The sequence below is a fragment of the Mesorhizobium sp. M8A.F.Ca.ET.208.01.1.1 genome (assembly GCF_004791315.1).
In the GTDB taxonomy this organism is placed as follows: Bacteria; Pseudomonadota; Alphaproteobacteria; order Rhizobiales; family Rhizobiaceae; genus Mesorhizobium.
In genome coordinates this window covers 1-303 of record NZ_SRUT01000295.1, presented here as the reverse complement: position 1 = coordinate 303, position 303 = coordinate 1, and the positions used below count along the sequence as shown (strand labels likewise).

The 303-nt window shown below is 67.3% G+C and carries 1 pseudogene; it reads right to left on the bottom strand.

What is annotated here, in order from left to right:
• Positions 1-220: pseudogene (locus tag EN851_RS35365) on the bottom strand (homoserine dehydrogenase); the annotation flags it as partial.
• Positions 221-303 lie beyond the last annotated feature (83 nt).

The window sequence follows — 303 nt, the reverse complement described above, 5'->3', positions numbered from 1 at the left end:
TCCGATCTGTCTCCGCCATCCTGACCGCATCGTCGAACCATTGAGCGCCACCAAGGTCGACGCCGCGGTCGCGCTTGGGATCGCGGGCCGAGACGGCTGCCACGACGATGTCGCGGCCGCACTGGCGGGTGAGCTCGGCCGCCTTGTCGCGCAACACGCGCGCCACCGAGGCGCCGACCGTGCCGAGGCCGGCAATTCCAACACGCAACGCTTCAGCCATGTCCGGCGATGCCCCTCAAAAATTCGATCGGTGATGTCAGGCGAACTCAGCGGTGCGCGGAGAGCGGCACCACATTGTTGGGC